Source organism: Halomonas sp. 707B3 (assembly GCF_024158645.1).
Classification (GTDB): Bacteria; Pseudomonadota; Gammaproteobacteria; order Pseudomonadales; family Halomonadaceae; genus Vreelandella; species Vreelandella lionensis.
This window is the reverse complement of the sequence record NZ_JAMZBE010000004.1, coordinates 34,287-56,138: the sequence shown is the minus strand read 5'-3', so window position 1 is coordinate 56,138 and position 21,852 is coordinate 34,287. Positions and strand designations below refer to the sequence as shown.

The following is a 21,852-nucleotide window of genomic DNA, read 5'->3' as shown; positions in this document are numbered from 1 at the left end:
TCCGGCAGCTCATCAATACGCAGGAGTTGAAAGCAGAACTGATCACCGCCGTAACCGCGCTCCTGAGCGCGCTGCTTTGCCTCGTTGGCCAAACGCTCGCAGGCGGCATCCAAGTCGCTGGCATCTTGCCGAATGAGGCGCACATAGTCCGACGGCATTAGCGTGCCCCGAACCGCTTGGGTGGTGAACACAAATAGGTCGCCCTGCTTGAGCGCTAGATGGGTGTAATCAATATCCACGCTACCGTCCATGCCCAACGCGCGGGAAGGATAACGATAGCCGCCCACATCGGTCACGTGGTCGCGAGTGAGCTGCTCAAACTCGGCGCCACGTAAGCGAAATACCAGCGTATCGCCCATATGGAACAGATGCCCTTCGCGGCCCAAAAACACCATCGCGGAGAGCGAGGAAACAAAGCTACCCTCTTTAACATGCTGGCTTTGGCTATAGCACCAACTATTGAGGGCGCGCAGCACGCGGGTGGCCGAGGTTTTGGTATCCCAGTGCTCGGGGGTCGAGTAGTAATCAGAGAGAAACCCACGAACACTCAAATCCCCAGCCTGCTTGGCCATGGTATTGCGGGAAATCGAGTCACTAATCACCGCACAGCCGCCCTTCACTTTTAACAGCGGTGCTTCCGGCAGGCGCACCGACATTGAGCTGCGGTGCTGCCGCCGCTCTGGGGCAACAAACGCTTGACCATAACTAATTAGCAACTGGGCGTGCGCCAACTCATCCTCCTGGGCTTACGGCTCACCATCGCAACCACCATATCCACTACTATCACAACCACAGAGAGCTATCATACACGCTGGCACAGCGAAACGATGCCCACCTAACGTCGCGACCGGTACAAAAACCCAGCCCGTACCCCATTACTACTTTGAAGCTCACTAAGCTGCCTAATATGAGGCATTCCCTTAAATCGCGGTGATCTTCAACATCCACGCCGCTAAACACCTATGTCGCATTGGTAATCTATCGACCTTGTTCGTATAATTCTTCACCATTAATGCAATGCATCAACTGCTTAGCTACTGCGCTCTGCAATAGGTAAGAAAAGCCAAGCCAAGGAACCAACGATGAACTTTGATAACATCCCCGCTGGAAAGGATCTGCCCAACGATATCTACGTGGCGATCGAAATTCCTGCTAACCACGCGCCGATTAAGTACGAAATCGACAAAGATATGGGTGCCCTCCTCGTTGACCGTTTCATGGCCACGCCCATGTTCTACCCGGCCAACTACGGCTTTATCCCGCACACGCTGGCCGACGACGGTGACCCGCTAGACGCGCTGGTAGTGACCCCTCATCCGGTAGCGCCTGGCAGCATCATTCGCGCGCGTCCGGTGGGCATTCTGAACATGACCGACGAAGCCGGCGAAGACGCCAAGCTGGTATGCGTGCCGCACCCGAAACTCTCAACGCTGTATGATGACGTGCAGGAAGTGACTGACCTGCCCGAACTGCTGCGCCAGCAAATTGCTCACTTCTTCGAGAACTACAAAGACCTCGAAAAAGGCAAATGGGTCAAAGTTGAGTCTTGGGAAGGCGTTGAAGCCGCTCGCAAGGCCATCGAAAAGTCGGCCGCGGCTTACAAAAAAGCGTAATTAGCGTCACGACACTGCTTGCAAAGGCCGCCTTTAGAGGCGGCCTTTTGCGTTTACATTAACGGAGCATGAAGCACCGCGTCACGTCACCGCAGTAAATACGCTAATCTCAGCAGGTGCGCTATCCTGCCTCTTTGTACCCCCAACCTGTTACCAATGCGCAAGGATACTCCGTGTTACTCATGCGACGTTTTAGCCTGTTTTTTATGCTGTGCTGGCTACCTTTATTGGCCCATGGACAGTGGTTCTCCTCAAGCAATCAAAGCGACTTCCTGCCAGTGATGGAAGCCTTCCAACCCAGCGCGTGGCACGATGGTGATACGCTCAGCATTGGGATCGACATTGCCGATGAGTACTATTTGTACCGCCACCAGCTTGCCGTCACGAGCCAGCAGGCATCGGTCGACTTAGAAGAGCCTGTTATCCCACAGGGCACATTCACCACCGATGAATTTGTGGGGGATGTGTACGTTTTTCGCGATCAGCTCGTTTTTGATGTTCCGCTGAGCGCCCCTTATAGCGGGCCAATCAGTATCGAGCTGACCTTTCAGGGATGCGCCGATGCGGGGTTATGCTACCCACCTGAGCGCATCACCCTTGAAGCCGCAGAAACGTCACCGCCCAGCACGTTTGCCAACTGGCAGGATGAGAGCGAACAAAGCTCTCCAAATCAAACAAGCACGGGTGAACCTGCCCCAAGCAGCGCAGCGACTCAATCGGGCGAGAACGCTGGCTTCTCCGCCCCGCAAAGTGAAGATAGCAAATTCAGCGCGCTGATTAGTGATACCAGCCTACCGCTCGCCTTAGGGCTCTTTTTCCTCGCTGGCATCGGGCTAACCTTTACGCCCTGTGTGCTGCCGATGATTCCCATTCTGTCGTCCATCGTGGTTGGCCAGAACCCCACCAAGCCCCGCGCTTTTGTACTCTCCGCCAGCTATGTGCTTGGCATGTCCGTTACCTATGCCCTAGTGGGCGTATTAATGGGGCTGTTTGGAGCCGGGCTAAACCTCCAGGCACATTTACAGTCCGCCCCCGTTTTAATTACTTTTGCCATTCTGTTTACCCTGCTCGCTTTGGCAATGTTTGGCGCCTTTGACCTTCGCATGTCACCGCGAATCGCCAGTAAAGTAGACACTTGGCAAGCCCGCGCCCAGCGCAGTGGCCCACTGGGCTTGGCGGTGGCGGGTGCGCTGTCAGTGCTAGTGGTGTCTCCCTGCGTAACGGCTCCGCTAGCGGGCGCCTTGGTATTTATCTCTTCCACTGGGGACGCCATTATGGGTGGCGCAGTGCTGTTTGCGCTTGGACTTGGCATGGGGCTCCCTTTATTGCTCGTGGGCACCTTCGGCGCAACGCTGCTACCCCGCTCTGGCGGCTGGATGAATGGCGTTAAAATTGCTTTCGGGCTGTTGTTATTAGGTGTAGCGATTTGGATGATTGAGCGTTTAATTGCGCCATCAATCTCTCTTCTGCTGTGGGCGGCCCTAGCAATCGGCAGTGCCCTCACCCTTGGCGCACTGAATACATCGCCCTCTCACGGCTGGGCAAAAGCCCGGCAAACGGCGGGGTTAATGCTGTTGGCCTGGGGGGTAGCACTAGTGTTGGGCGCCGCCCAAGGAAGCAGCAATCCATTACGACCGCTATCAGTGACCACTTCTAGTACAGGGGAAGCCGCTACCACTCCGATCTTTGAAGAAGTCGACAGTCTCAGCGCACTACAGTCTGAGTTGGAGCAAGCCTCTCAAGCGGGGCAGCCCGTGTTTGCCCACTTCACTGCAGAGTGGTGTATCTCCTGCAAACTGATGGAGCGAGATGTCTATCCTGATCCTCAAGTCGCCGCTGCATTGAACGATTTTCAACTAATCGCGGTCGATGTGACAGAGACCAATGCACAAAGTCGCGAACTGCTCAATCATTTCAACCTTTTTGGCCCGCCCAGCCTGCTACTCTTTAGCCAGGGCAAGGAAGTGCGTGAGGCTCGCATTCAGGGCGAAGTGACTGCTCAAGACCTCGTTCAGCATCTCGACTCGTTCAAGCGCTGGCAGCAGGGATAAAAGATGAACTCATGGCCGGTTGCGACAGTGCAACCGGCTTTGAACACATTTTTAAGCTGCCGTGTCGCGATCGTCGTCAAACAGTTGTTTAAGTCGCAAATATCACACACATTACCGCGGCCACTGGACAGTGGGTGACTTTTTCGGCAAACTCCACAGCCATATTTGCTAAAAAACCCATCTTTTAGCGCTGAGTCTGGGTTAACGTTCGCCATCGTGCTGCGTTCTCTTCATTTTTAAATTTGGTTTACTGCGCTTAAAAGCGCCGCGCCTAGCAGGCATATCTCTCCTGTGACGACGTGTTACTTTGATCAACTTTTGGGGCTATACGAATGGATATTCGCAAAGTTAAAAAACTGATTGAGCTGCTGGAAGAGTCCAACATCAGTGAAATCGAAATTCAGGAAGGTGAAGAATCGGTTCGTATCAGCCGTCACCCCAACGGCGCTGCGTGGCAGCCGCAACCGATGCCTCAGTACGCGCAGCCCGCGCCTGCTGCTCCTCAAGCGCCAGTGGCCACTACCCCCGCCGATGCCGAACCTCAAGGCGCTAGCTATCGCGGTGAAGCAGTTAACTCGCCGATGGTAGGCACTTTCTATCGCAGCCCGGCACCAGGTGCGAAAGCATTCGTTGAAGTAGGCGATACAGTGAAGCAAGGCGACACTGTGTGTATCGTTGAAGCGATGAAAATGATGAACCAGATTGAAGCCGACCGCGACGGCGTGGTTGAGGCCATCCTAGTGGAAGATGGCGAGCCGGTGGAATTTGATCAACCGATGATCGTCCTCGCTTAATCTTTCATATCAACACGGGTGGATTCTCCCATGCTGGACAAGGTACTTATCGCGAACCGCGGCGAGATAGCCCTTCGTATCTTACGCGCATGTAAAGAGCTAGGGATTAAAACTGTTGCGGTTCACTCCAAAGCAGACCGCGAACTGATGCACGTTCGTCTTGCCGATGAAGCCGTCTGCATTGGCCCTGCCTCTTCGGCGCAATCGTACTTAAACATCCCTGCGCTGATCAGCGCGGCTGAAGTGACTGACTCAAGCGCCATTCATCCCGGCTATGGCTTCCTATCTGAGAACGCCAACTTTGCCGAGCAGGTGGAGCGTTCGGGCTTCACTTTTATTGGCCCACGCGCTGAAACCATTCGCCTGATGGGCGATAAAGTCAGCGCGATTGAAGCCATGAAGGTCGCTGGCGTACCGACAGTACCCGGTTCCGACGGCCCGCTAGGTGATGATGACGCCACTAACCTGGCCACTGCACGTCGCATTGGCTACCCAGTCATCATTAAGGCGGCTGCCGGTGGTGGTGGACGCGGCATGCGTGTTGTGCATACCGAAGGCCACCTACTCTCCGCCATTACCGTTACCCGCACCGAAGCCCATGCCGCTTTTGGCGATGGCACGGTTTATATGGAGAAGTTTCTCGAGAAGCCTCGCCATGTGGAAGTTCAGGTGCTGGCTGATGGCCAGGGCAATGCTATTCACCTGTATGACCGCGACTGCTCGCTACAGCGCCGCCACCAGAAAGTACTCGAAGAAGCACCGGCCCCAGGTATTGATCCAGAAGCCCGTGCTAAAGTGCTTGAAGCCTGCCGCCAGGCGTGCATCGAGATTAACTACCGCGGTGCGGGTACGTTCGAGTTCCTATACGAAGACGGTGAGTTCTTCTTCATCGAAATGAACACCCGCGTACAGGTAGAGCACCCGGTGACAGAAATGGTCACGGGCGTGGATATCGTTAAAGAGCAGCTGCGTATTGCGTCGGGCATGCCGCTCTCAATTCGCCAGGAAGATGTAAAGCTGAACGGTCACTCCTTTGAGTGCCGTATCAATGCCGAAGATTCGCGTACCTTTATGCCCTCTCCTGGCAAAGTCACACTGTTCCACGCACCCGGTGGCTTAGGCGTTCGGATGGACTCTCACCTTTACACCGGCTATACCGTTCCGCCGCACTACGACTCCCTGATTGGTAAATTGATTACCTGGGGCGCTGACCGCGAGATTGCCTTAACGCGCATGCGCAACGCGCTCGATGAGCTGCTGGTCGAAGGCATCAAGACCAATATCGACCTTCAGAAAGATCTGGTGCGGGATAGCTACTTCCGCCAGGGTGGTGTCAATATTCACTACCTGGAAAAGAAGCTAAGCAGCTAAGCCATAGGTTGCTACTACGCCTGCCGCTTGGCGGGTGTTTCTGCGGGGTGGCCATCGCCACCCCGCTGCTGTTTTGTCCTAGTTATATCGCAATTTCGCTTGTTCCTTTATCCTCTAAACGCCGTGGAGACCCCCGATGCCCTGGCTGCAATTAAAAGCACACGTCGCCCCCGAACAAGCCGACCTTCTCGAAGAGCTGCTGCTCGAGGAGGGCGCGACGGCCATTGGCCTACAGGACGCCCACGACGATCCCGTCTTTGAGCCCGAGCGCGGCACAACCCCACTATGGCAAGACACCATTTTGACGGGCCTCTATGATGATCTCGACGGTATCAACGACATGTTAAGCCGTATTGAAGCCGCCTGGGCTGAGCAAGTGCCCGGTGAGCCGTGCCCGACCATTGAATACGAGCTGCTGGCTGACCGTGACTGGGAGCGGGAGTGGATGGATGATTTCACCCCTCTGCGCATGGGTGAACGGCTATGGATTGTTCCTAGTTGGCATGAGCCGCCCGAAGCTGGCGCAGTCAATTTAATCCTTGATCCGGGCCTCGCGTTTGGTACAGGCACACATCCGACCACCGCGCTATGCCTTGAGTGGCTGGATAGTTTAGCCGTGCGTAATGAACTGCAGGGCAAAGCCGTACTGGATGTAGGCTGTGGGTCGGGCATCCTCGCCATTGCGGCGCTGAAGTTGGGAGCGACGCATGCAGACGGCACGGATATTGACCCACAAGCGCTACAAGCCAGCCGCGAAAACGCGGAGCGTAATGCTATTGGTGCGGCGCAGCTCGCGCTCTACTACCCAGAACAACTCAAAGGCGGCTCCTACCCCATCGTCACGGCCAATATTCTGGCAGGACCACTGGTCGAGCTTTCTAGCATGATTGCTGGCCACGTAGCGCCCGGTGGTCACATTGCACTATCCGGCATACTGGCCAATCAAGCCTCAGATGTGCTGGAAGCCTACGAAGCCCAAGGGCTTTATATGGATGAACCCACCGTGCGCGAAGGCTGGGTGCGTTTGACGGGTCACCGCCCCGCATAAAATCGGAATTGGCCTTCAATCCCTTGTCGAGTAGGCGTATCATACGCCCCCTTGAAACGTCCTACTCGTCGATTTCATGCCTACCAAAGTGCACCGCAATGACCTTGATGATTACTTCGCCACCTGCGATTGGGCCTTACCAACTGCCTAACCCGGTAATGCTGGCTCCCATGGCGGGCGTCACCGACCGTCCGTTTCGCCAGCTCTGCCGTCGGCTAGGCGCTGGCTGGGTAGTAGGTGAAATGGTCACCGCTGACCCTTCGCTATGGCATACCCGTAAATCTCAGCTACGCATGGATCATCAAGGCGAGCCCGCCCCCCGGGTAGTGCAAATTGCCGGTGGCGATGCCAAGATGCTGGCCCAGGCCGCCCGGCTTAATGCTGAGCTTGGCGCGCAAATCATCGACATCAACATGGGCTGCCCAGCGAAAAAGGTCTGCAACAAGGCGGCGGGCTCTGCCCTAATGCGCGATGAAGCGCTAGTTGCTGAGATTTTAGATGCCGTAGTGAGCGCAGTGGATATTCCCGTCACGCTCAAGATACGCACCGGCTGGTGCGCCGCGTCGAACAATGCACTGCGCATTGCCAAACTGGCAGAGTCTGCAGGCATTCAGGCTCTGGCTGTCCATGGCCGTCACCGAGAACAGCGCTATACTGGTGAGGCTGAATACGACACGATTGCTGAGATTAAGTCACACCTTGCTATCCCGGTGATTGCCAACGGCGATATCACGTCGCCCGAAAAGGCTGCCCACGTGCTGCGCTATACAGGCGCAGATGCCGTAATGGTAGGCCGAGGCGCTCAGGGAAATCCGTGGATTTTTCAACAGATCACTCACTACTTAACTCATGGTGAAAGGTTAGCACCACCCAGTTTGACAGAGCGCTGCCAGATACTACTTGAGCATCTGCAGGCACTGCATGCGTTCTATGGCGATACCATGGGCGTACGCATCGCACGCAAACATGTCGGCTGGTATCTCAATGACGACCACCGCTTTTCAGACGTTGAACAGCGAGCGCTCAAGCAGCAGTTTAATGCCCTTGCCTCGACTGAAGCGCAGTTTGACTGGATTAATAACGCCATGACCCACGACGCCGCTAAGCGTCTGCTAGCCAAAGGAAGCCATGCTGCATGAATGAACGCAACCTGTTCTCCAGCGAACGCTCCTCCCATCTCTCTGGCACGCTAGCAGACCCTTCCGACAGTGCCCAGCCACAGCCGCTAAGAGAAGCGGTTGAGATGGCAATGCGCCGCTACTTCGAACATCTCGATGGCAGCCAAACTACCGATTTGTATGCCATGGTGATGGCAGAGGTGGAAGCTCCTCTGTTGGCATGTGTAATGGAACACACCGATGGCAACCAAACGCGCGCGGCGGATGTGCTTGGTTTAAACCGTGGCACGCTGCGCAAAAAGCTTAAGCTGTATGGATTAATTGAAAGTGACGCCCCTTAAAGGGGCGTTGTTGTTTTAAACTCCGACCTGCACACGACGAGCACCCTTATGGCCGATAGTACCGCTACCCCCGTTCGCCGCGCCCTGCTGAGCGTATCCGATAAAACTGGCATCGTAGAGTTTGCCCGCGGCCTCGCCGAACATGGCGTCGAGCTGCTATCCACTGGCGGCACCTTCCGTTTACTGCAAGAGAACAGTATTGTGGTTAAGGAAGTATCTGAGCACACCGGTTTTCCAGAGATTATGGATGGACGCGTTAAAACGCTGCATCCAAAAATTCACGGCGGTATTTTGGCACGCCGCGGCCAAGACGACGCTGTCATGGCAGAGAATGACATCTCACCAATCGACATGGTAGTGGTGAATCTTTACCCCTTTGCCGCCACGGTCGCCAAGCCAGACTGCACGCTGGAAGACGCCATCGAGAATATCGATATCGGCGGCCCCACCATGGTACGTGCCTGCGCCAAAAACCACGCGTATACCACGATTGTGGTTAACGCCAGCGACTACGACCGGGTGCTGGGCGAACTTAACGACCACTCTGGTCAAGTGAGCGCCGCCACCCGTTTTGATCTAGCCGTTAAAGCGTTTGAGCATACCGCTGGTTACGACGGTGCCATCGCCGACTATCTTGGCCGTCAGGTAGCCAGCGAAGACGACACCTTTGCCCGCACCTTCAACCTGCAGCTGCATAAAAAGCAGGACATGCGTTACGGTGAAAACCCGCATCAGAAAGCGGCTTTCTATGTGGACCCCGCCGCCAGCGAGCCAAGCGTTGCCACCGCCAAGACGCTTCAAGGCAAACCGCTCTCATTCAATAACGTGGCTGACACTGACGCGGCGTTTGAGTGCGTAAAAGCCTTTGAGAATACCGCCTGTGTCATCGTCAAGCACGCCAACCCTTGCGGCGTTGCCGTGGGCGCAACGGCTCTGGAAGCTTACGAGAAAGCTTTCGCGACCGACCCGACCAGCGCCTTTGGCGGCATTATCGCCTTCAATGTACCGCTGGATGCCAAAACCGCACGCGCGATTATTGACCGCCAGTTTGTCGAAGTCATTATCGCTCCAGGGGTCAGCGACGACGCAGCCGCCATTGTGGCCGAGAAGCAGAACGTGCGCCTACTGGACGTAAGCGCTCATTGGCCCGGTACGGCGCAGCCTGCGTTTGACTTCAAACGCGTGAATGGCGGCCTGCTGGTACAGGATCGTGATCAAGGCATGGTCACTGAAGATGAGCTTACCGTGGTAAGCGAACGCGCTCCGTCTGAAGAAGAACTGCGCGACCTTGCCTTTGCATGGCGAGTAGCAAAGTTCGTGAAATCCAATGCGATTGTTTACGCCAAAGCAGGCCAAACGATTGGCGTAGGAGCAGGCCAAATGAGCCGGGTTTACTCGGCTAAAATTGCCGGCATTAAAGCGGCAGATGAAGGGCTTTCCGTTCCTGGTTCAGTGATGGCTTCTGACGCCTTCTTCCCCTTCCGAGACGGCATCGATGCCGCCGCAGCAGCGGGCATTACGGCGGTTATCCAGCCTGGCGGCTCCATGCGCGACCAGGAAGTGATTGATGCCGCTAACGAAGCGGGCATTGCCATGGTATTTACCGGCATGCGCCACTTCCGCCACTAATCAGAGGATAGCCTCCTGCATTAAAAAAAGCCCTCACTTGCTTCAAGTGAGGGCTTTTTCGGTCTAGGACGTATTACTTGCCAAGATCAATGCACAGGTATTTCGTTTCCAGATACTCTTCTAAGCCTTGATGGCCACCTTCACGGCCAAGACCCGACGCTTTCACCCCGCCAAAGGGTGCCGCCGCATTGGAAATAAGCCCGGTGTTAATGCCCACCATGCCATACTCCAACGCCTCCGCTACGCGCCACACGCGAGCCAAATCGCGAGAGTAGAAGTAAGAAGCCAAGCCGTACTGGGTGTCGTTGGCCATCTCAATGGCGGTCTCTTCGTCATCGAAGGGGAAAACGGCTGCCAGCGGGCCAAACGTCTCTTCGTGGGCCACTTTCATTGCATCGGTAGCAAAGCTGATCAGCGTTGGTGTGAAATAGTTGCCACCCAAGGGGTGCGGGTGTCCACCCAGAAGCAGCTCCGCACCGTTATCAATGGCATCTTGAACGTGCTCACTGACTTTCTTAACAGCATTCTCGTCAATGAGCGGGCCAATATTAATATTTGGCTCTGTTCCATCCCCCACCTTTAGCTCGCTGTTCATTGCAACGGCAAGTTTTTCACAAAACGCGTTAATGACGCTGGATTGCACCAGAAAGCGGTTAGTACATACACAGGTTTGCCCGGCGTTACGGAATTTAGCCGCCATGGCACCTTCAACAGCCGCGTCTAAATCTGCATCTTCAAAAACGATAAACGGCGCATTGCCCCCCAGTTCCAAAGAAATTTTCTGGATATGCTCAGCGGCCTGAGCCATCAGAGTGCGCCCCACCTCCGTCGAGCCCGTGAAGGTGATCTTACGGACTTTGGGAGATTCTGTAAGCGCTTTCGCGATGTCAGACGCACTGCCTGGCACCACATTGAAAACCCCACGGGGAATGCCAGCACGTTCGGCGAGTAACGCCAGCGCAGTGGCGGAAAAAGGCGTTTGACTGGCGGGCTTCACCACGATGGTACAGCCAGCAGCCAGTGCCGCCCCTGCTTTACGAGTAATCATCGCAGCGGGAAAGTTCCACGGCGTAATCGCGCCAACAACGCCTACCGGCTGTTTCGTCACCACAATACGCTGATTAGCATTGGCGGCTGGAATGGTTTCACCGTAAACACGGCGAGCTTCTTCAGCAAACCAGCGTAAGAAGCTCGCGGCGTAGGCAATTTCACCTTCTGCTTCTTTCACTGGCTTGCCCTGCTCATGGGTCATCAGCAGAGCAAGGTCATGCTTGTGTTCAAGCATTAGGTCATGCCACTTGAGCAATAAGTCTGCCCGTTCCTGAGCGGTTAACGCCCGCCATGACGGCAGCGCCGCATCGGCAGCATCAATGGCACGTTCGGTTTCCGCCTTACCTAGGCGTGGCATCTCACCAACCGACTCACCAGTGGCTGGATTCAAAACGTTGATTTGCTCACCGCTGTCGGCGGCTACCCAACTGCCGTCAATATAGGCAAACGGGCAATACAGCTGTGTTTCTTTCAGCGCTTCCATGACAGACTCCTGACCAAATGACGGCCTTGCAGGCTCATTTACTTGTTCATGCTAAGACGAAACGAGGCATTTAACCAAGTCTTTGACATGAAACCTGCTGAGTTTCACTCAGATCAGTTGATCAGCGTTAAAAATTCTTGGCGCGTTGCCTGGCTACTGCGAAAACCTCCCAACATAACCGATGAGGTCATACTGGAATTTTGCTTTTCCACACCGCGCATCATCATGCAGAGGTGGCGGGCTTCAATCACAACAGCCACCCCTCTTGCCTGAGTAACCTGCTGAACCGCCTCGGCGATTTCACGCGTTAAATTCTCTTGGATTTGCATTCGACGTGCATACATATCGACGATACGAGCAAATTTGGAAAGGCCCAGCACCCTGCCACTCGGCAGATAGGCGATATGGCATTTGCCGATAAAAGGCAGTAAATGGTGCTCACACATGGAGTAGAGCTCGATATCTTTGACCAGCACCATCTCATCGGTCTGTGACTCAAAAACGGCCCCATTCACTATTTCTTCTAATGATTGATGATAACCAGCATTTAAAAACTGCATGGCTTTAGCTGCGCGCTTTGGTGTATCTCGCAGCCCTTCACGGTCAGGGTTTTCACCGAGCGCGGAAATAATTTGACGGTAGTGTTGGGCGAGATCGTCGGTCATTGTAGGCCTCATCAAAACTGTGCTTATTCGCTATCACTTAATCGCCTTGCAGCAATGTTATCGCGCCAGCGAGCTTCCATTATCGGCAAGCTACTGAGTAGCTTACGGTTTCTTCCGTTTAGCTGCCTTACCCTGCGAGTGCTAGCTGAACGCCTATCCTGTACAAAAAATATATCTTAATCAATTCATGTACAATACTAACAGTAGATTAATCTATTTTAACGCACCTATGCAGGCTGTGGCAGAGTGACACGCACCCCCCTTCGGCACTAATTGAGCTGTGCTATGATAAAAGCACAATTTTCCTGCTAATAGTGCAGGGGCCACTGTTGAGAGTATGCTATGTCATTTAAATCATCGCCCTTTTGGCTAACTGCCCTGCTGGGTACTTTCTTTGTATCACCTTTGCACGCAGAAGAGTCGGCGCTGGAACTTCCCAGCGGCGCGAAAGTAGGCGTTGAAGTCGTTGAAGCTTTGAATTTTGATAGCAGCCAAACACGTTACAGCGATATTCTGCTGCATCCAAAACAAGCAAGCGGCACCACCCATTCACTGCCTGAATACTGCTTGTTAGTAGCCAATGCGCAATTAAACGGTGATCGCGTCCGTATTACTACCCAAGACGCAACCTGCATTGAAACCCACGATTCAGAAAGCGCCATCTACTCAGGCACTTTTTCAGCCAGCGCCTATGCAGAAGATGGCCAGTATGGTCTTGCCTGCGACGACGGCTCCTGCTCATTAACTCCTGGACAAACCTTCGTCTTGGCATTAGATCAAAGCGTCCGTATTGAGGCTCAAGACAATCCCTCGGCTGACATTAATGCCACCCGTCGCCAAGCCAATGGGGAAGGTGTCGGCAACCCTATTCCTGGTGAGCGTCCAGACCCTGACCAAAGCGTAGAAAACCCAGCCCCAACAGAGCAGCCTGAGTAGTCAACCTGCAAGACCCAGGCGGCCCTTCGCGAGCATCTCACTAAGGGTCGCCTTTAAAGGTACAAGATAAAACTAATCCAGCCGATGCATTAGGCCAACCATAATGGCTTATCCAGGTGCAGTAGTTGCTGCTCAAGCTGGCGAATATGCTGATCCCAATAGCCACTTTCTGCCAGCCAGGGAAATGCCCGAGGAAAGGCAGGATCATCCCACCGAGTTACCAGCCACGCCGCGTGACGTATTAAGCGGTAAGCACGCAATGGCTCAATAAGCGACATTTGCTGATGGGGAAACGGACTTGTCTCTTCATAGCCTTCTATCATCTCACTGAGTTGCGCCCGCCATAGCTGCGGATTTTCCATGGGCAGCAGCATCCATATATCTTGGATGGCGGGCGCCATCAGGCAATCATCAAAATCGACAAGCGTAAATGTCTCATCGCGGCCAAGAATATTGCCTAAATGGCAGTCTCCATGGGTACGTATCATGCTTGCAGAAGGGATATGTACTGTCTCAAGTTGGCGGCGAATCTTATCGACTGCGTTTTGATAGGCGCGGGTTTGATGATTATTGAGCCAAGAGCTTGTCACTACGCGCTGCTCGGCCTCGGTCACCCCTTCACTGAGCAATAGCGTGCCGCGATGCTGAAACGACTTTTTAGCAGCCACTTCATGAAGTTGACCCAGCACCTCACCTAAGGCAAATAGATGGGCAGGGTTATCTAACTCGGGTGCTTGCCCTATGCACTGTGGGAATAAGGCAAAGCGAAACTGCTGATACTCATGCAACGATACATCTTGGCCATTGCGCCACGGTGCCACCACCGAAACGCCCGCCTGCGTTAACTCGGTTAAAAAATCATGCTCTTCCTGAATAGCCTCATTTGACCAGCGGTTTGGCCGATAGAATTTCACGACCCAGCGACCACCGTCGTCATCACGAAACATCAGCACACGATTCTCATAGCTATTGAGAGCAAACGGTTCGCCAGCAGGCCAAATACCTATCGACTCAACGGCTGACATAACCAGATCAGGCGAAAGCGCGCTAAACGGATGCGGCATAGATGACTCCTTGGATGGGCTGCCTAGTTTATCAACTCTTCTGCAGCGGTGTACGGGCAGCGGCCCAAATATCAACGCGCTTGGCACCCTGTTCCAGCAGTACGGTCGCTAACGCATGGCCGGTGGCACCGGTTGTTACTACATCGTCGATAATAGTCACATGCGCGGGCATCTCAGTATCCACCATAAATGCACTTGCTAAGTTTTGCTGTCGCTCCCGGCGGTTTAAAGAGCGCTGAGAAGGCAAATGCTTAATACAATGCGCCTGCATCACCGGTAGATCCAACCGGTCGCCTAGCCGTTCAGCCAGCCACTGCGCCTGATTGAATCCGCGCTCTTTGGCACGCCCGGGATACATAGGCACAGGGAGCAATGCGCTGGCCATCTGGCTGGGGCACCGGGATAACATCAACTCAACTAGCAGCATTCCCGCACGTGGGGAGCCATGAAACTTAAAGTCGTGCACCAAGGAAGTTATCGTATCTTGGTAGCAAAGCGACGCTGTCGTGGTGGTAAAGCTAGGTGGCTCCGTCAGACAGTGACTACACCGTTTACCAGCCACCCCCGCCAGCGGCTCGGCACACTGCTCGCAGCTATGAAGATTCCAGGGAAGCAATGCAAAGCATTCATCGCACCACCCTGCACTTGATGAGCGCCCAGTAAGGCAAAATGCACAGTAGCCGGGCAGCCCCTGCTTGAGCCACTGGTTAATGGTCACGATCCATTTCTTCACCGCTTCAAGTCCTCCTTTGCCTTCATGTTAAAAAATAGCGCTGTAAGATTTGACATTAGCGCAAATGTTGATAATATACGCCTCGTCTTCTGCGGATGTGGTGGAATTGGTAGACACGCTAGATTTAGGTTCTAGTGCCGTAAGGTGTGGGAGTTCGAGTCTCCCCATCCGCACCAATTTGATTTACCTCAGTTTTTTATCCCTCCCTGCTTTATCCCAATACTCACTAGATTATCCTGTGTGACCAGATTGTGACCTAGCCTATTTACGGCTTCGCGCACTCGTTGCGGTGCCAAATGCGCATATCGCTCGGTCATCGTAATGCTGGAATGCCCCAGTAGCTCCTTTATTACCTCCAGTGGAACTCCATCGCTCACCAGCCAAGATGCTGCCGTGTGCCGCAAGTCGTGTATCCGCAAATCATCCAGCCGCACCCTCTTTGCCGCCTGGGCGAATCCTGCTCTGAGTGACTTGACTGGCTCACCGTCTGCTCGAGCGAAAACCCACGGGCACCCGGGCACGTTTCCTGCCCGCCACGCCAGCCGCCTTTTTATCGCCGCTTGAGCCACGCTGTTCAGCGGCACCGTTCTCGGCTTGCCGGATTTTGTGTGGCTGCTGAGCAGCGTTAGCGACTCTTTGCCCGGGTCCAGGCTGACGCGTGACCATTCCAGTCCCAGCAGCTCGCCACGGCGACAACCGGTGTGCGCGGCCAGCTCGATAAAGTCGGCCAGCACATCGCCGTGCCGCTGTTGCCTGGCTGCGGTCACCAGCCTGCCAACCTCCCCGCGAGACAAGTACCGCTCCCGGTGCCGAGCCTCCCGCGTCAGCCTGCCCTTAACCGGATTCTCCAGCCCCCACTCCCATTCTCGGTTGCAGTAGTTGATCGCCGACGAAAGCGCGGCCAACTCCCGATTGATGGTGGCATTAGCCCTTCCCTGCTCTTGCCGGTGGCGGATATAGCCTTTGATATCCGCGCCGGTAATCGCTCCAATCTCAACGCCGCCGAAATATCGCCGCAGGTTGCCGATCTGATACTTGATGGTGTGGAGGCTGCGCAGGTGTGCCGACCCGCGCAGATACTCGACCATTACTTCTTCAAAGCTGCGTGGCTGCTTCACGTCCCAGTGTTTACTCTGGTGCGATTCGGCTCGCCACTTCGCTTCCACGGCTTTCGCTTCGTTTAAGTCCGCTGTCCCAGTAGAGCGTCTAATTCGTTTGCCGCTTGGGTCGTTGTACGATGCCCACCAGAATGGCGAGCCTTTCCTTTTATGTGGCATACAGATTTTTCCCCTTTCTGCACGCCGGGCGCGTTGTGACTCTCCAACTCTAGCGCCTCGGCGTCAAGCTCTCCGATTCGTCGAATGCTACCCATCGTGACCCGCCGGCCTTTTCCTTCCCCACTGGCGGTGAGTCTTCCCTGCCGGACCATCTGCCGGACAGTCCAGTGTGAGACGCTGAGCATTTCAGCGGCCTCGGCGTAAGTGACCAGTGCTTTCATGCTGCCTCCCAGGCAAAAGAAAGCCGCCTCGTGGGCGGCGTCTACCATTTATGTTCATTGACCCCTGGCTTCATCGGCTCTCGCCACCCCAGCGCGGGCGGCTGGTAAGCGTAGTAGCCCATAAAGGGCAATAGCCAGTGCAGCCAGCCGCCGGATACCCACCACCTGCCGGGCAGAAAGCGCAGCGTGTAATAAAGAAAGAGCCCGAAGGCCATGGCTAGCCAGTGCTTTGCAAGTTGCATGATCGTCTCCACAAATAAGCCGCCCTGGTGGCGGCGGTTATCGATGCGCTTCTCGCTCAGTACACGGCGGCGGCAGCGGGTCGCCTTCGTATCGCTCAATCGTGCGGATCGAAAGCCCGCGCTTGCACCAGTCAGAGACTAGATAACCGCGCTCTGCGTCGGCCTCGCCATCATTGATCCACGCCGACGCCACGATGCCGCCGCATACCGGGCAGTTGGCCAGCACCATCTGGCCGAGGTGTTTTCGTTCACTCACCCCAGGCACTCCATCACTTCTAAAGCCTCATCAACCATGCCGTTGATCTTCTCGCAGCTCTCGCGAATCTCATTTCCGCGACCGTTATCGGTATGCACCAGAATCTCCCGCGCCGTTTCGTCGATGTTGCCATCCACCTCTCGCCATATATTCAGCACCGCGTTGTAAAGCACCCGCTCTTTCTGCGTGCCATCCAGCTGTAACCGGTGCGCGTACTCATAAAGGCAGCGAATCAGCGCCGCCGTTGTCGTGTTGCCACTGACGCTGATATGGCCGTCCTGAGCATCGGGCATCCAGCAGCGCCAATACGTGCCGTCTTTTCTTAGTCGGGGCTTTTGCATGCGTCCTCCGGCTTGGGTGCCACTTCTAACAGCGCCGCGTAGCGTTCTTCGGTGTGCCGCGTCCAGTCATGGATGCAGTCAAGCATTTCGGGTGTAGCCGCCCTGGGCAATGCTTGCCATCCCTCCGGGCAAGCGGCCTGCCAGATAGCCCATGCTCGCTTTGTTTCTAGGTTTACGTATTCGCCGGTAGACTCCCAGCGCTGGATTGGCAGCATCCATGGGTAGTAGCCGCATTTAGCCTCAAACCGCTCGCGCTGGCTCATAACCGGCTCATTCTGGCTCATAAAAACCTCTATTTAGCCGTGCGAAAGAATTTTTGAGTTTCGCTCCAAGGGCGACCTATAAAGCGTCGCTGTATATCTCGCTTGGAGCGCCCGGTCGCAAGCACTTGACCTGGAAAACCTCGCCGCACTGCTACGTAAAAGTGGTTTTTACCGTTGCGCTTGTTAAGCAGTTGATCGGCAGCCATGCGCACCGCGTCGAAGATTGAGTCGGCTTGATCACCTTCTTTGAAGCGGCGGATATACAGAGAGCCTTTGGTAAATCTGAGCTGTGACATAAATCCTCCAGGCAAAAAGAAACCGCTCACCGGCGGCCATAGTCTCTAAACAGTCGTGTCGATAACCGCCACGGCGGCGTATCGGGTATGCGCCTACGCACTGCCAGCGCGACGATGCGCCGGGCGTTGGGTAGTTGATTGAGCATGCTTAAACTCCGTGCAGCGCACGATTATGCGGCCCTTGCTTTTGCTCATGGCGGGCATGGTAGAGAAAGGGAGGTGGCTGCAGTCGTCGAACGCGTGGCGGCATGACATACACATGCTGCCTTTGGGCTGGTGGGTCATTGCTGAGCCTCGGCTTGGCGGCGCAGTCTTTTCGCCTCAATATTTAGATCAATAGGCGAAATACTCATTGTGTTCCAATGGAGCGAGCGCAGGTAATCGCTTATCCACTCCGCCTGCTTGAGCGCGTCGCGGCGGGAGAGGCATTTGGCGCTGGGGCCGCTGTCATCAAAGAAAGGTGCGTGGCCGCCTGTTACCCGCTCAAGAACTGCCTTTGCGTCATTTGGGTAATCAGGAGAGCATCCGCCAGAGCGAGCCAATCCGTGCGTCATGTTCTGTAGTGGGATGAGCTCCTGGATTAGGTCAGCTCTATCAGCCGCCAGCGCATCGCGCTCCTGCTCAATCTTCTGCCGCAGCGCTATCTGGTGCTCCTCGGCAGTGCGGTAGGCGTCTCGCTCGCGCTCCAAGCGAGCAATTTCAGCATCGCGCCACGCCAGCTCGGCAGCAATATCACTCTTATCGTGAAGCGCCTCGCCCGTCATTGCGCTTAGGTGCCGCGTGTAGTGGCCGCCGTGTTTATCCAGGGCCATGATGTCGCGTTCTGCGTATTGATTGGCCATTTTAAGCCGCCCTCATGCTAGCCAACTGTTTAGCCTGCTCGGCCAGCTCTACGCGCAGCTCTATATTTTCAGCGGTCAGCGCGTCGTTTTCAGCCAGCACGGCTGATTTTTCGTGTTCCAGTTCTTCTATGCGCTGGCATAACTGATTAGCCAGCTCATCGCTGGCGATTTCAAATTCGCTCATGATTATCTCCAGTAATGATGTAGCGGTCGCGGCTTGGGCCGACTAGCGGTTTCTGCCCAGGCGCTAAGTGCCAGTCGAATTCATGCAAGCACTCGTCGCACTGTTTCAGATTGATTGAGCGAAACAGCCGCAAGCGCTCACTGCCGCACCTAGGGCAGCGTTTAGTCGTGGCTTTCAATGTATTGCTCCCACAAAAAAGCCGCGCTGGTTACATCGTTAGCGCGGCTACCGAGTTCGCCTAGGTATTCGATTTCGTCTATCCAGCTCATAACGCCATGCCCTCCTGAATAGGCGCTCTGGGTTCGGGCCGGTTGGTCACGTCAACGCACTCGATCAGCGGGTCGTGCTGGTGGGCGCCGCACACCTGGGTGGCGAATACCTCCACGCCGTGGTGCTTACATCTACCGTACGGAGTTTGGCCTTCAAGACGGTAGCGATCAGGAAAGGGGCAGTGCGTGTCGTAGTCTTTGCCTACCTGCTGATAGTGGTCGCAGCTGACGCAGGCCTTGGGCATTTTCATGAAAGCTTGCATACAACCTCCCAAAAAGAAGCCCCGCACAGGCAGGGCTAGAAGTGTTTCAGTCGCTTGGCTCGGCGCTGCGCTCGTTTGCGCTTGGCCTGACGCTGGTGGGGTTTGGTGAGGCCGGAGCCTTGGATGATCGGCGGTGGTGAGTGGATGGGTCGCCACGGCACTCCGAAGGCGCTGGCGATTGCGGTAAGCAGGCTCATAGCACACCGATCCACACCAGCCAGCCGTGAAGCACGCCTACCGGCGGGATGATCGCGCCCACCACTAATAGCACCCACATTTCCTCGCTAACCGTCGTGATGAAGTGCTGAACCCAAGCGCCTACAGTGGCGAGAATAACGGCTATCATGAGCATGAATCCGGCTAGTGCAGATATTGCGTTTCCCATAACGTTCTCCAAATAAAAAGCCCCTTTCGGGGCTAGGCTCTGCGATGCTCGGCGGCTAGCTGACCCTCAGCGATGCCTTGCCTTCGTCGAGCTTGCAGCCCGGCACGCTCTCGCCCGCCTTTAGCGCTTTCAATATTTCGGCTTTGACTGGCTGGCGACTTGCGGGTATCAGTTTTGTGTACTGCTCCGGCACCTTCTCGGCGTCTTCAATGGTGCAGACTGCACGCGGTTTGGCGCGCGTAATCGTAAATAGCTGACGCTTGATCTTGTCACGCCCGGTATTTTCCATGGCCCACAAAACGCGGTCACGGCACGCCTGAGCGTTGCGCTCAATGGATTTTTTACGCGCAGACAGCCGCTTGATCTCGTTGTCGATCGCTTCGGCTTCGGTGTCGAGTTGCCGCGCTACGATGATCGTGGCCTCGATCTTGTCCTCAAGCTGCTCGCTGGTGGCGTCAAGCGTATCGGCCAGCGCCTCGGCAAATTCAGCGTCGTTGTCAGCATCCATATCGATAAGCTGCTGAAACTCGTTGGTTAGGGCGTAAAGTGATTGCATATTGACCTCGCAAAAATAAAGCCGCACTATGGCGGCTAGATATATCAATGTAAGCTATTGAATCAAAAAGGTATTTCATCGTCTAGCTGGTCATCAGCTGGGGCACCATAGCTAAAGCTATCGCCTTGCTGGCGAGGGTCGCCGCCATAGCTTTGTGCATTTTGCGCTTGCTGCTTCGGTGGCGCGCCTTTTGGATTCTTGGCGAAACGCTCAGCCCAATAGCCCGCTGACTCTGCCTGCTTGCCCGCTTTATGTTCGGCAATGGTCAAGCCAGACTTGGGCGACATGAAGCACTTGATCTGAAAGCGGAAACCTTCATCGCCGTTACTCTTGATGTAGTTCTCACGCTCCAAGGCGACCTGCACTGGCTTGCGCGTTAGCTCTGGGGCAATCAAGCCGTCCTTGCCTTGTTGCTGGCTTAGCGACTGCACGCCGGTGACGCCCATCATGCTCTGAATCTGCTGGTGTCCAACCTCGTTCTGGCTGCCGTCCTTCTTTTGGTAGTAGAGCGTGAGGTAATTGGCTTTTTGGCCTTTCTCACTTTCGAACGTCAGCTCCAAGCCTTTAGCGCCTGTGTTCGCCTCTACCCACTTCGCTTGATCGATGAAGCCGCGCACCACGCAAGACTCAGTGATGTAATCCCCGCCGCCTGCGTCGGCGGCTTCGGCTTGTGCTTCGTTGTACTGAAAGATAGCGCTCATGCTATTTGCTCCTGTTGCGGTGCGGTGATTGTGTAGTACTCAACAACGGCTTTATCGACTGCCGCCAAGTCGTTCTCGATAACATCACTATCGAAGAGCCCCATAGGAGCCTTTACCGTGTCGCTGCCGTTGTTGACCGTGCGGAACTGGTAGTTGCCGTCCTGCACCTGGGTGCGCAGAACTGTCGTAAACAACCCTTCCAGGGTGATCTTTTCATCCAGCATCTTGCCGATTGTCTTGATCTTGGTGCGCCCGTAGTCGTCATCCTGCGTGTGGCTCAAGATGTAAACGCGAACATGCGCTGGCAGCGCTGACATGGCGCTAATCACTTCCCATGCGTGCCGAGCTATCTCGGTGAATTTTTCGAAGCCTTTTTCGTCACTGCGGCGCATGAACTCGTTGGCCATCAGGTATTGGAAGTCGTCTACAACCACAATCTCCTTACCATTAGCTACCGCTTTTCGAGCAGCTTGAATCATCATTGCCCATGCGTCGGTGGTGTATTGATTCCATCCCGCCGCTCGGAATGGCAGAGGCTTTTCGGTCGCTTTGATTAGCGCAACCTTGGCCGGGTCTAGGTTTCGCAGGCTCGCCGTCTTGCCGGTGCCTGATTGGCCTAGCACCAATGTTGTAATGCTCATGCCGCTACTCCTTGCCGATCATCTGCCCGGCTCATTGTTTCAGCGTGCGCGTATTTCAGCGCCTTTAACTCAATCTCGTATTCGTCTAGCGTCATCTGCCCATTGCGCAGCATCATCGCCAGTTCTTGCTTGGCATCAAAAAATGACATAGCCTTTCTCCTGATCTATTTCGACGTGGATCAATCCGGCCCGCTACCTGTTTGCCCAGGAGCGGGCTT

At 55.1% G+C, this 21,852-nt stretch carries 30 protein-coding genes and 1 tRNA gene; 10 read left to right on the top strand and 21 right to left on the bottom strand.

Annotation, left to right across the window (positions count from 1 at the left end):
• On the bottom strand, window positions 1-731 hold a 731-nt coding region (locus BIS10_RS01355; protein WP_392567141.1), incomplete at its 3' end, for a PP2C family protein-serine/threonine phosphatase.
• A gap of 351 nt (window positions 732-1,082) precedes the next feature.
• On the opposite strand from BIS10_RS01355, the gene ppa reads away from it, so the two are divergent.
• From ppa to purH, 8 genes are all read left to right on the top strand, one after another.
• Window positions 1,083-1,613: an inorganic diphosphatase gene (ppa, locus tag BIS10_RS01350; protein ID WP_044627994.1), complete on the top strand. Its 531-nt coding sequence runs from the start codon at window positions 1,083-1,085 to the stop codon at window positions 1,611-1,613.
• Between the two features lie 173 nt (window positions 1,614-1,786).
• The gene (gene dsbD / locus BIS10_RS01345; protein ID WP_392567140.1) at window positions 1,787-3,664 is read left to right on the top strand and encodes a protein-disulfide reductase DsbD; all 1,878 of its coding nucleotides are present in this window, start codon (window positions 1,787-1,789) and stop codon (window positions 3,662-3,664) included.
• Window positions 3,665-3,996: 332 nt separating this feature from the next.
• On the top strand, window positions 3,997-4,458 hold the full coding sequence (gene accB, locus BIS10_RS01340; RefSeq protein WP_083023875.1) for an acetyl-CoA carboxylase biotin carboxyl carrier protein: 462 nt from the start codon (window positions 3,997-3,999) through the stop codon (window positions 4,456-4,458).
• A gap of 30 nt (window positions 4,459-4,488) precedes the next feature.
• Window positions 4,489-5,829: an acetyl-CoA carboxylase biotin carboxylase subunit gene (gene accC, locus BIS10_RS01335; RefSeq protein ID WP_044627997.1), complete on the top strand. Its 1,341-nt coding sequence runs from the start codon at window positions 4,489-4,491 to the stop codon at window positions 5,827-5,829.
• A gap of 136 nt (window positions 5,830-5,965) precedes the next feature.
• Window positions 5,966-6,877 (top strand): 50S ribosomal protein L11 methyltransferase, encoded by a 912-nt coding sequence (prmA, locus tag BIS10_RS01330; RefSeq protein ID WP_253501683.1) that lies wholly within the window; start codon window positions 5,966-5,968, stop codon window positions 6,875-6,877.
• 98 nt (window positions 6,878-6,975) lie between these two features.
• On the top strand, window positions 6,976-8,016 hold the full coding sequence (dusB, locus tag BIS10_RS01325; RefSeq protein WP_253501680.1) for a tRNA dihydrouridine synthase DusB: 1,041 nt from the start codon (window positions 6,976-6,978) through the stop codon (window positions 8,014-8,016).
• Window positions 8,013-8,336 carry a DNA-binding transcriptional regulator Fis gene (gene fis, locus BIS10_RS01320; RefSeq protein WP_083023880.1) on the top strand — a complete coding sequence of 108 codons (324 nt, stop codon included), beginning with the start codon at window positions 8,013-8,015 and terminating at the stop codon, window positions 8,334-8,336. The genes dusB and fis overlap by 4 nt, the downstream gene beginning before the upstream one ends.
• Window positions 8,337-8,384: 48 nt before the next feature.
• Window positions 8,385-9,965 (top strand): bifunctional phosphoribosylaminoimidazolecarboxamide formyltransferase/IMP cyclohydrolase, encoded by a 1,581-nt coding sequence (gene purH, locus BIS10_RS01315; protein ID WP_253501677.1) that lies wholly within the window; start codon window positions 8,385-8,387, stop codon window positions 9,963-9,965.
• 73 nt (window positions 9,966-10,038) lie between these two features.
• Here the strand turns inward: purH and BIS10_RS01310 are convergent, their stop codons facing one another.
• Window positions 10,039-11,499, bottom strand: coding sequence for an NAD-dependent succinate-semialdehyde dehydrogenase (locus BIS10_RS01310; RefSeq protein WP_253501673.1), 1,461 nt, complete (start codon window positions 11,497-11,499; stop codon window positions 10,039-10,041).
• 113 nt (window positions 11,500-11,612) lie between these two features.
• The gene (folE, locus tag BIS10_RS01305) at window positions 11,613-12,164 is read right to left on the bottom strand and encodes a GTP cyclohydrolase I FolE (protein ID WP_044628002.1); all 552 of its coding nucleotides are present in this window, start codon (window positions 12,162-12,164) and stop codon (window positions 11,613-11,615) included.
• 342 nt (window positions 12,165-12,506) lie between these two features.
• On the opposite strand from folE, the gene BIS10_RS01300 reads away from it, so the two are divergent.
• Window positions 12,507-13,100 carry a hypothetical protein gene (locus BIS10_RS01300; protein WP_083023881.1) on the top strand — a complete coding sequence of 198 codons (594 nt, stop codon included), beginning with the start codon at window positions 12,507-12,509 and terminating at the stop codon, window positions 13,098-13,100.
• A gap of 89 nt (window positions 13,101-13,189) precedes the next feature.
• On the opposite strand, the gene BIS10_RS01295 is transcribed toward BIS10_RS01300, so the two are convergent.
• Both BIS10_RS01295 and BIS10_RS01290 read right to left on the bottom strand, forming a co-directional pair.
• Complete coding sequence (locus BIS10_RS01295; RefSeq protein WP_253501670.1) at window positions 13,190-14,164, bottom strand: serine/threonine protein kinase; 975 nt, start codon at window positions 14,162-14,164, stop codon at window positions 13,190-13,192.
• Between the two features lie 31 nt (window positions 14,165-14,195).
• Window positions 14,196-14,897: a ComF family protein gene (locus tag BIS10_RS01290; RefSeq protein WP_253501667.1), complete on the bottom strand. Its 702-nt coding sequence runs from the start codon at window positions 14,895-14,897 to the stop codon at window positions 14,196-14,198.
• A 91-nt stretch (window positions 14,898-14,988) separates the two neighbouring features.
• Between BIS10_RS01290 and BIS10_RS01285 the strand changes: the two genes are divergently transcribed.
• Window positions 14,989-15,073 (top strand) — tRNA-Leu (locus tag BIS10_RS01285).
• 12 nt (window positions 15,074-15,085) lie between these two features.
• On the opposite strand, the gene BIS10_RS01280 is transcribed toward BIS10_RS01285, so the two are convergent.
• The 16 genes from BIS10_RS01280 to BIS10_RS01210 all read right to left on the bottom strand — a co-directional run bounded on the left by BIS10_RS01280 (window position 15,086) and on the right by BIS10_RS01210 (window position 21,783).
• Window positions 15,086-16,174 carry a site-specific integrase gene (locus tag BIS10_RS01280; RefSeq protein ID WP_253501664.1) on the bottom strand — a complete coding sequence of 363 codons (1,089 nt, stop codon included), beginning with the start codon at window positions 16,172-16,174 and terminating at the stop codon, window positions 15,086-15,088.
• Window positions 16,078-16,395: a helix-turn-helix domain-containing protein gene (locus tag BIS10_RS18975; RefSeq protein WP_392567139.1), complete on the bottom strand. Its 318-nt coding sequence runs from the start codon at window positions 16,393-16,395 to the stop codon at window positions 16,078-16,080. The genes BIS10_RS01280 and BIS10_RS18975 overlap by 97 nt, the downstream gene beginning before the upstream one ends.
• A 41-nt stretch (window positions 16,396-16,436) precedes the next feature.
• On the bottom strand, window positions 16,437-16,637 hold the full coding sequence (locus BIS10_RS01275; RefSeq protein WP_253501662.1) for a hypothetical protein: 201 nt from the start codon (window positions 16,635-16,637) through the stop codon (window positions 16,437-16,439).
• A 37-nt stretch (window positions 16,638-16,674) separates the two neighbouring features.
• Window positions 16,675-16,893: a hypothetical protein gene (locus BIS10_RS01270; RefSeq protein WP_253501659.1), complete on the bottom strand. Its 219-nt coding sequence runs from the start codon at window positions 16,891-16,893 to the stop codon at window positions 16,675-16,677.
• Complete coding sequence (locus BIS10_RS01265) at window positions 16,890-17,234, bottom strand: hypothetical protein (protein WP_253501656.1); 345 nt, start codon at window positions 17,232-17,234, stop codon at window positions 16,890-16,892. The genes BIS10_RS01270 and BIS10_RS01265 overlap by 4 nt, the downstream gene beginning before the upstream one ends.
• Complete coding sequence (locus BIS10_RS01260) at window positions 17,216-17,518, bottom strand: hypothetical protein (protein WP_253501653.1); 303 nt, start codon at window positions 17,516-17,518, stop codon at window positions 17,216-17,218. Before BIS10_RS01260 ends, BIS10_RS01265 begins: the two co-directional genes overlap by 19 nt.
• Window positions 17,519-17,526: 8 nt before the next feature.
• Window positions 17,527-17,793, bottom strand: a complete 267-nt coding sequence (locus BIS10_RS01255; protein WP_253501650.1) for a hypothetical protein — start codon at window positions 17,791-17,793, stop codon at window positions 17,527-17,529.
• Window positions 17,794-18,074: 281 nt separating this feature from the next.
• A complete protein-coding gene (locus BIS10_RS01250) occupies window positions 18,075-18,635 on the bottom strand; it encodes a hypothetical protein (RefSeq protein ID WP_253501647.1) in 561 nt (186 codons plus the stop codon).
• 1 nt (window position 18,636) lies between these two features.
• Complete coding sequence (locus BIS10_RS01245) at window positions 18,637-18,819, bottom strand: hypothetical protein (protein WP_253501645.1); 183 nt, start codon at window positions 18,817-18,819, stop codon at window positions 18,637-18,639.
• 265 nt (window positions 18,820-19,084) lie between these two features.
• Complete coding sequence (locus BIS10_RS01240; protein WP_253501643.1) at window positions 19,085-19,351, bottom strand: hypothetical protein; 267 nt, start codon at window positions 19,349-19,351, stop codon at window positions 19,085-19,087.
• Window positions 19,352-19,386: 35 nt separating this feature from the next.
• Window positions 19,387-19,548, bottom strand: coding sequence for a hypothetical protein (locus BIS10_RS01235; RefSeq protein ID WP_253501640.1), 162 nt, complete (start codon window positions 19,546-19,548; stop codon window positions 19,387-19,389).
• Window positions 19,545-19,736 (bottom strand): hypothetical protein, encoded by a 192-nt coding sequence (locus tag BIS10_RS01230; protein ID WP_253501637.1) that lies wholly within the window; start codon window positions 19,734-19,736, stop codon window positions 19,545-19,547. Before BIS10_RS01230 ends, BIS10_RS01235 begins: the two co-directional genes overlap by 4 nt.
• A gap of 55 nt (window positions 19,737-19,791) precedes the next feature.
• Window positions 19,792-20,292 carry a siphovirus Gp157 family protein gene (locus tag BIS10_RS01225; RefSeq protein WP_253501620.1) on the bottom strand — a complete coding sequence of 167 codons (501 nt, stop codon included), beginning with the start codon at window positions 20,290-20,292 and terminating at the stop codon, window positions 19,792-19,794.
• 62 nt (window positions 20,293-20,354) lie between these two features.
• Window positions 20,355-20,993 (bottom strand): hypothetical protein, encoded by a 639-nt coding sequence (locus BIS10_RS01220; protein ID WP_253501617.1) that lies wholly within the window; start codon window positions 20,991-20,993, stop codon window positions 20,355-20,357.
• Window positions 20,990-21,634: an AAA family ATPase gene (locus tag BIS10_RS01215; RefSeq protein ID WP_058578033.1), complete on the bottom strand. Its 645-nt coding sequence runs from the start codon at window positions 21,632-21,634 to the stop codon at window positions 20,990-20,992. Before BIS10_RS01215 ends, BIS10_RS01220 begins: the two co-directional genes overlap by 4 nt.
• Complete coding sequence (locus BIS10_RS01210) at window positions 21,631-21,783, bottom strand: hypothetical protein (protein ID WP_253501614.1); 153 nt, start codon at window positions 21,781-21,783, stop codon at window positions 21,631-21,633. The genes BIS10_RS01215 and BIS10_RS01210 overlap by 4 nt, the downstream gene beginning before the upstream one ends.
• Window positions 21,784-21,852 lie beyond the last annotated feature (69 nt).